Origin of the sequence: Hafnia psychrotolerans (assembly GCF_014639435.1) — a bacterium.
GTDB lineage: Bacteria > Pseudomonadota > Gammaproteobacteria > Enterobacterales > Enterobacteriaceae > Ewingella > Ewingella psychrotolerans.
In genome coordinates this window covers 1-6804 of the sequence record NZ_BMFZ01000021.1, presented here as the reverse complement: position 1 = coordinate 6804, position 6804 = coordinate 1, and the positions used below count along the sequence as shown (strand labels likewise).

At 45.0% G+C, this 6804-nt stretch carries 8 protein-coding genes; 3 read left to right on the top strand and 5 right to left on the bottom strand.

Going from position 1 to position 6804, the window contains the following annotated elements; translation table 11 throughout:
• Positions 1 to 61 precede the first annotated feature (61 nt).
• Positions 62 to 637, top strand: coding sequence for a YlcI/YnfO family protein (locus tag IEV89_RS21430; RefSeq protein WP_188475525.1), 576 nt, complete (start codon positions 62 to 64; stop codon positions 635 to 637).
• A 128-nt stretch (positions 638 to 765) separates the two neighbouring features.
• On the opposite strand, the gene IEV89_RS21425 is transcribed toward IEV89_RS21430, so the two are convergent.
• The 5 genes from IEV89_RS21425 to IEV89_RS21405 form a co-directional block, all read right to left on the bottom strand.
• The gene (locus tag IEV89_RS21425; RefSeq protein WP_188475523.1) at positions 766 to 1101 is read right to left on the bottom strand and encodes a hypothetical protein; all 336 of its coding nucleotides are present in this window, start codon (positions 1099 to 1101) and stop codon (positions 766 to 768) included.
• Complete coding sequence (locus IEV89_RS21420) at positions 1098 to 1484, bottom strand: hypothetical protein (RefSeq protein WP_188475521.1); 387 nt, start codon at positions 1482 to 1484, stop codon at positions 1098 to 1100. Before IEV89_RS21420 ends, IEV89_RS21425 begins: the two co-directional genes overlap by 4 nt.
• Before the next feature lie 1122 nt (positions 1485 to 2606).
• Positions 2607 to 3158: a hypothetical protein gene (locus IEV89_RS21415; RefSeq protein ID WP_188475519.1), complete on the bottom strand. Its 552-nt coding sequence runs from the start codon at positions 3156 to 3158 to the stop codon at positions 2607 to 2609.
• Positions 3151 to 3750 (bottom strand): hypothetical protein, encoded by a 600-nt coding sequence (locus IEV89_RS21410; protein ID WP_188475517.1) that lies wholly within the window; start codon positions 3748 to 3750, stop codon positions 3151 to 3153. The genes IEV89_RS21415 and IEV89_RS21410 overlap by 8 nt, the downstream gene beginning before the upstream one ends.
• A 749-nt stretch (positions 3751 to 4499) precedes the next feature.
• Complete coding sequence (locus IEV89_RS21405; RefSeq protein WP_188475516.1) at positions 4500 to 4697, bottom strand: Rop family plasmid primer RNA-binding protein; 198 nt, start codon at positions 4695 to 4697, stop codon at positions 4500 to 4502.
• 79 nt (positions 4698 to 4776) lie between these two features.
• Between IEV89_RS21405 and IEV89_RS21400 the strand changes: the two genes are divergently transcribed.
• Both IEV89_RS21400 and IEV89_RS21395 read left to right on the top strand, forming a co-directional pair.
• Positions 4777 to 5142, top strand: coding sequence for an entry exclusion protein 1 (locus tag IEV89_RS21400; RefSeq protein ID WP_188475514.1), 366 nt, complete (start codon positions 4777 to 4779; stop codon positions 5140 to 5142).
• Between the two features lie 63 nt (positions 5143 to 5205).
• Positions 5206 to 5472, top strand: a complete 267-nt coding sequence (locus IEV89_RS21395) for a helix-turn-helix domain-containing protein (RefSeq protein WP_015060896.1) — start codon at positions 5206 to 5208, stop codon at positions 5470 to 5472.
• The last annotated feature ends 1332 nt before the right edge of the window (positions 5473 to 6804 follow it).

Below are 6804 nucleotides of genomic sequence, written 5' to 3'. Positions count from 1 at the left end.
TTGATTTTTAGTTCCATTGCCGTAAGGTAGTGCCGACACTACGCAACTAATGGGATGGGATATGTCAAATTTCGATGATTTTGAAGATGGTGATCAGGAGCAGCAGGGGGCCAACGTCGCTGTCAAATTTACTTTTCCTGGAGGGTTAGCACGGAGTTTGAATTTGTATGCTCAATCTACTTCAAGATCTAAAACTGAGATTGTTAAAGAGGCTATTGAGCAAAGACTTCGCAGCGATCCTGCTTGGCTAGCAGGACTTTTCTTTTTCGAAAAAAACGGTGAGAAAGATGAAAAGCGTTTTCTGGAGGCGCTTCATCAAGCTCCCAGAGGTACTCTCATTAAAGTAGCTGCTCTTAATAAGGATGCTCCAGATAGTGCTAACATATTGATTTGTAATTTCATTAGGGCAAGAGACCGGCTGATTTCTTTTGAAATACCTACTAATTTTCGGCCAACCTTACTGAGTGAATCACGGTATACCGATCTTACATCTGTGAAGTTAGTTAGTGGGCAAATGGTGTTGCCTCATGAAGATCAGAATGTAGGTGCGCTAGGAATGACAAGAAGGTGGGTTTATACTATTGATATCAAATACATATGGGATGTGGATTGTCAGCCGCCGCAGTTTTTGCTTTAACTCCATGGATCTGGGGGAATTGGATTACAGAAATATATGTGGCAGGGGATGGCACGTTCAATCCGGCGGCATGGCGGGTTCAGATGTGAAAAAGGCCGCTTCTAAGCGGCCTTTAATATGAATCAGGACTATGCGTGATTGTGCTGGGTGTGATAATTACCAGCCCCTATCTTAGATCCTACTGAGCACTCACCAGACAGCGCATCTAACACATCTAGTACATTCTCTTCGGATTCTTCATCCATTTTTCTCGTACGTACAGCATTAAGAAGTAATGTGTACGCAACTGCCCCACCCCGATCACCACAATCTTTAACTAATGACACGCAAGTGTCGTAGATCTTGTTTGAGGTGGCGTCATGGTTGATTAGCCAGTTCAGCTTATGCTCATAGATTTTCATCGATTCATTTTGCTTTTTTTGTTGGGTCGGTTTGAGCATGTTTGTTTTGAAGTACATTTTCATTTATCAACCTCCCATAAGTTTCTCGTAGCTGCTAAATGTTCGTGATACTCATCAATATGCATATCATGCGATGGCTCTATTAAACCATGAGTAGAGCTATCTTGTCTGAAGAACAAATGCTGATGCTCTTCAAAGTAAGCCAAATCAATCCTAAAACACTCCCGCGCAGGGATAGATGGCTCAAGTAAGTGCTCTTTAAAGTTTGTCTTTGGAGGGAGAGTCACTGATAGCCCTCCAGAACCACGAATAACCATACCATTGACGTCTATAGATATGTCATTAACCCGCGGTTTTTTATACCTAACACCAAGACAATCTCGAGTGTCTTCTTTGACGGTCGGTAAGCCATCCTTTGAAACTCTCATGATTCTTAGAACGTGCATTGATAATGCCTTGTATTAATTATGAGCGAAAATATCCACCCAACAATCAGATTGCTCGATGTTTGTGCCGATTAGCTCTATGGCACCGTATTTTATACAATTTTTTTGGCAAAAACCTATTAACTAACGACTAGTTAGGTTGTCAGCTGTCTAGCTAAGATGACTTGACCATCGCGCGTATCTTGTCATCGAAACGAAAAAACCGCCTGGGGAGGCGGTTTTTTCGAGGGTTCAGTAAGTTGGGGAACTTCTGAACCGTGGTAACAGGGTGTACAAGACCGCTGAAACCAAATTCGTCCTTTCAGTTTAGCCGCACTCAGGCCTTAACTTCGAGAAATCTGCATCAGTAATCTCTTGTACACCCATTACCAATGGCTACCGCCAATGGCGATTTGTCGTGTCTGTCAGGGTTGGATTCAGGTGTTATGGTAAATCAGCGCCACCGGTAGGTACAAAAAAAGCCCCGTAGGGCTTTAATAAGTAAACTTTTATCATTCTTACTTATGCTGTGCGAATGCGACCATTTGCCACTTAATCGCAACCCCATCTGGGTGATTTTGGTGCTGTGGGGGAAGTGTATGTCCTTTTGCGATCCCGATCTCATGGCTGCAATTGATGCACCGGTATATCCCTGCATCCGGAGCTGCGATGCCTGGATTGTGTATCGCGTCGAATGCAGCGTGATCGCTATGTTTGACGACTTGAGAATTTTTATAAAGAGCCATCCTGCTTTCCTTGTTGTGCCCAAAGGGTGAATTTACCCACTATTTTAATATGGTCTTTTGGCGGGATTTCAAGTGAGTAATCTATCGCTGCCATCATATTTTTGACAACAAAGGTGCGAAGAGAAATGCTTAGGATCTAAAATGCGACCAAGAAAAAACATAGGGTCAGCAGAAGGTTGGAAGATTTTAGATGACATGAGCAGTACCTTGGCTGAAGAAAGTACCTTTCCAAACTTGCAATTAAAGTTTTTAGCTAATTATTTTTACATTTAATTTAAGAAGGGGTAAATAAATTCCCATGGCTACTAATTTTCATTAGTAATAAAATCACTCATTAATAATCAAACATAATGAAATTCTAATTATGTTTTTAGTGATTTCTTATCGTTATCACATGTTAAGTTTCAAAATCATAGTTTGTGAGTGCCAATATTGACTGTGTTATAATTAGTATTGAGTCAAAATTAACTATGGAAACTTTGGTTGAGTCCCAATATCTGCCATGCGCAAGCCAGTGCCTGTATTTAAAACATTTCTTCAAGTTGTTGTAAAATTTTCTAGTTTCAGGGCTGTCCTCATTTAGTCTTGCATTAATTAAATCCTCATCCAACTTTATTTTCTCTCCCTTTGTTCTGTCGTATATTTCTTTTATTCTTTTGGATAAATCATCCTTCTTTTTGGTGCAATATTTTTTATCTGCATCAAGCCTTATGAGTGCTTCAATTGCAGTTAGCAACAAAAGGCTATGCGTTGTATCATTTTCTTTAATTAAAACTTCTTTCTCTGACTCTATCTCATGTTCGCTCAATCCAACAAAATCCGCATAGTAGTCTGGGTTTTTGGTTGAATACATAAGCGTTATAGACCTATCAAGCACGGATTTCTTATGTATCACGTAGCTGATGTCTAAATGCTGCCCTGATTTTTTTATGGAATGAACTCTAGCCATTTATCATTCTCGTGATAATACTTGTTATGGTGTCGCTATTTACGTCATCAAATTTCATCCACCGATTATCACTAGGCATAGTTTTCCATTCCCAGTCATCTAGTGTTGGTTTTTTCCTAGATTCTTTTTTCGGCTCAACATCACCAGAACTGCCAGCAACCTTAACTCTAATTTTTATTAGATCGCTAGGGCTTTTTACGCCTTTCATTATTAACATGAACTTTTCACTGCCAAAAGGACCAAAGACATCTACTCTCCCTTTTGAACCGATTAGCATTGTTCCCGCCGGGACGAATTTTATTTTTTTTGAATTAATGGAGAGTATGAGTGAGTCAATTTCATATTCACCAAGAGACTCTTCATATATGTTTATTTTTTCTCTGGATACTTTTATCAGATCTTCTTTTATAAGATCTTCAATTGAACTTATAGACAGTGAATATAGTTTCTCAACTAATTCTCTATATTCTTTAACTTGTTCTTCTGGATCGAAGATTTGCTCTTCTTCTTCTTCTTTTTTTTGCTGTTCTATGATGTCTTTTAGGCTTTTGATGCTCATTTTTTTAACCTCTAAATCTACGTTATTTTGCATTCTAGTCCCTACCTGTGTTGCGGGCAATGTGTTGTTCTTGACGCTTATCTATCTCAGAGGTATTGTCGCCCCAGAAACGAAAAAACCACCCGGCAAGGTGGTTTTTTCGAAGGTTCAGTGAGTTGGGGAACTTCTGAACCGCGGTAACTGGCTTTAGTGGAGCGCAGTAACCTAATTCGTCCTCTCAGTGTAGCCGTAATTTAGCTGATACTTCAAGAATTCCTTTAAAGCTTGCTCCACTCAAACAGTTACCAATGGCTACCGCCAATGGCGATTTGTCGTGTCTTTCGGGGTTGGATTCAAGAGTGTGTTACCTGATACGGCGCGGTAGTCGGACTAAACGGGGAGTTCGTGCAGATAGTCCAGCTTGGAGCGAACCACCTAAAAGGAACCCAGTTGCACGGGGAGGAATGAGAAAACGCCACCTTACGGCGGTCTGCAACGGGTACACCTCAGGGTGGGAACAGGAAAGCGCACGAGGGAGCTACCTATCGGAAACGGTGGGGATCTTTAAGTCCTGTCAGGTTTCGCCACTTCTGATTTGAGCACCGGAAATCATCCAATTTCTGTGATGTTCATCAGGAGGGCGAAGCCTATGGAAAAACGCCCGGTTGGGCGTGGCCTTTTCCATTTTTTTCTTCCTACATCCTATTCGTCTTTTCCTGACCCGCAACGCTCGCCGCAGTGTTGACTAGCGAAGTCTGTCAACGCGAGGAAGCGTAAGTGCACTGCTGTCTCCTTTGGCACGGTCACTCGACGGTTTCCTGCTCATCCCTTTCTACTTCTTTTTTCAAACCATCATGAAGCTGTTCTGACAGCTCGTGCAATCGCTCACACTGGTTGGCCATCTCATCAAGATTCAGTTCATTCAGCTTTTCGAGTAACAAAATCGTCTGCGCCTGAATGAACTTCGCCATGTTCAGTGCTGTTTTTTCTTGCTTGGTCATCTTTTTTGACTCCTCGATTTTTGATTTTTGGTTATTTTTATCAGAGGTTCTACACTGTGCCAAAAATTCGGAGGTTTTTATGGCATGGCACACAGTGTCACAGGCACAGAAATTGACACAGAAAAGCCGTCGAACCCTATACCGCGATATGGCTTCAGGCCTTGTTTCATATAGGACTAACGGTTCTGGTCATCGGGAACTTGAAACAAGTGAGTTGATACGCCACTACGGTGACTTGTCAGTTGATGGCACAGCATCACGGCCCACCGTGGCACAGCCTGATGGCACACAAAATGAGGCGGTTTTACTCGATGAAATCCGTGCTCTTCGCCAGGAGGTGGCTGAATTAAAGGGAATGATGCTACGCCTCGAGCATAAGCCAGACCCTGCTCTCTCTCCAGTGATCACGAAGTGGTGGCAGCGATGGCAGCGGCCATCGAAATAACCCCGACACGGGGACTTTCACTCCCTTCGCTGAGATAGCCAAACATTTACCAGGAGCGTCACGATGGACACGAGAACTGCGGCACCCGCAACGGTCGGTGATATTCTGCGAGAGGAATTCATCACCCCAGACATGCACACTTTGTACGATCTCGCTGCCAACATCGAAATGGACGTGGATCAACTTGCCCAGACGTTGAGTAATGAACACCAATTGAGCGACGCCGAGGCCGATCGGCTTGGGGAGTATTTAGGTACCGGCGGCGAATTCTGGAAAAACCTGCGTGATGGACATCTTCGCTGGAAAAATCGCACCAATACTGTTGGCTGATTCAGCCCCCCAGGAACGCAGCCATTTAGTGCGAAACAGTGCGAATTAGTGCGACCGGTTTTAGGTTTAATGCGATTTAGTGCGAAATAGTGCGATTTTCTCTCACAGCCCTCGTGGTTAGTGCGAATTAGTGCGAAACCTCACGCGGCAGTGAATAGACCGAGGCACGTCACCGATGTTTACAAAACGCCTGCGGCGTTCCGTAAGCATCGTGCGCGCCAAAGGGTGCCCCTTTGAAACCCAAGACCAATTGCTTCCCTCTTTTTGCAAATCAATAACAGGGCGGACAGGAAATGTTTTGTGTCCACCGCCAGCACGCTGTCGTGATCCGAAAACGACCGGTCAGGGCTTTTCCCCGACACCCCGAACGTCCTGCGATGGTATTTTTCACTGGCTTACCCGGGCAATACTGATCGCTTCAATACTCGGTGTGCTTCGTTTTCTTGCTGAGCAAAACCACAAGAAATCTCTCACACCCGACGCATTATACAGTGCACGGCTCCAGCCCTTGTGTCGCAAGGACTCGAGGCGTATCACCACCTGTGCATAGGGTGTATCGCCGGATCGCTGCAACACCATGGGGCACAAGGGCTGAAGGTGTATGGCGGCGGGCAAATGAAGGACGCTACAAACGGGGCTGGACAGGTTTTCAGCACCGCCATCACGAGGACCGTTCTGCAAAACCCCCTATCAAAAAAACCACTTTTAACGACGATGCAGGATAGGCAAAGCCACTGCGGATGTGCACATCCCCCGCGCGTTGCCCCTGACCCTGCCGGCGGCTCCCGAACGTCAACGGCGGCTAACGCCCTGCGGTTGTTGAAACCGGCGACCGCCCACAACAAGTGGTGACCGGTCGCCGGTTTTGTCGGGCTTTTTGAGCCAGGCTCACGGCCTTTTGAGGCGCGCTCAATACGCGGTTTCGGCGGCTTCGCCGCCGAACGGGGCGCTAACCGTACGGCGACGGTTTAGGTGCATAGCTATTCACCCGCGCAAAAGTTACCAGCGGCGTTTTGGGCGGTTTTGGCGGGGTAAGTCGGGGGTTTCACTGTCTTCGGGGCAAAACGGCGCTGAGTGGGGTTGAGGCGGTGCGGTGAACAGGTGTTATGGTAAATACGCTTGGTCAGGTGATGTCTCTAGATTCCTCTGCATAGGGAATCAGAACGTAGGAAAAGATATTCTGGTTCTATTGATGGAACCTTTTTATTGATTTTTAGTTCCATTGCCGTAAGGTAGTGCCGACACTACGCAACTAATGGGATGGGATATGTCAAATTTCGATGATTTTGAAGATGGTGATCAGGAGCAGCAGGGGGCCAACGTCGCTGTCAA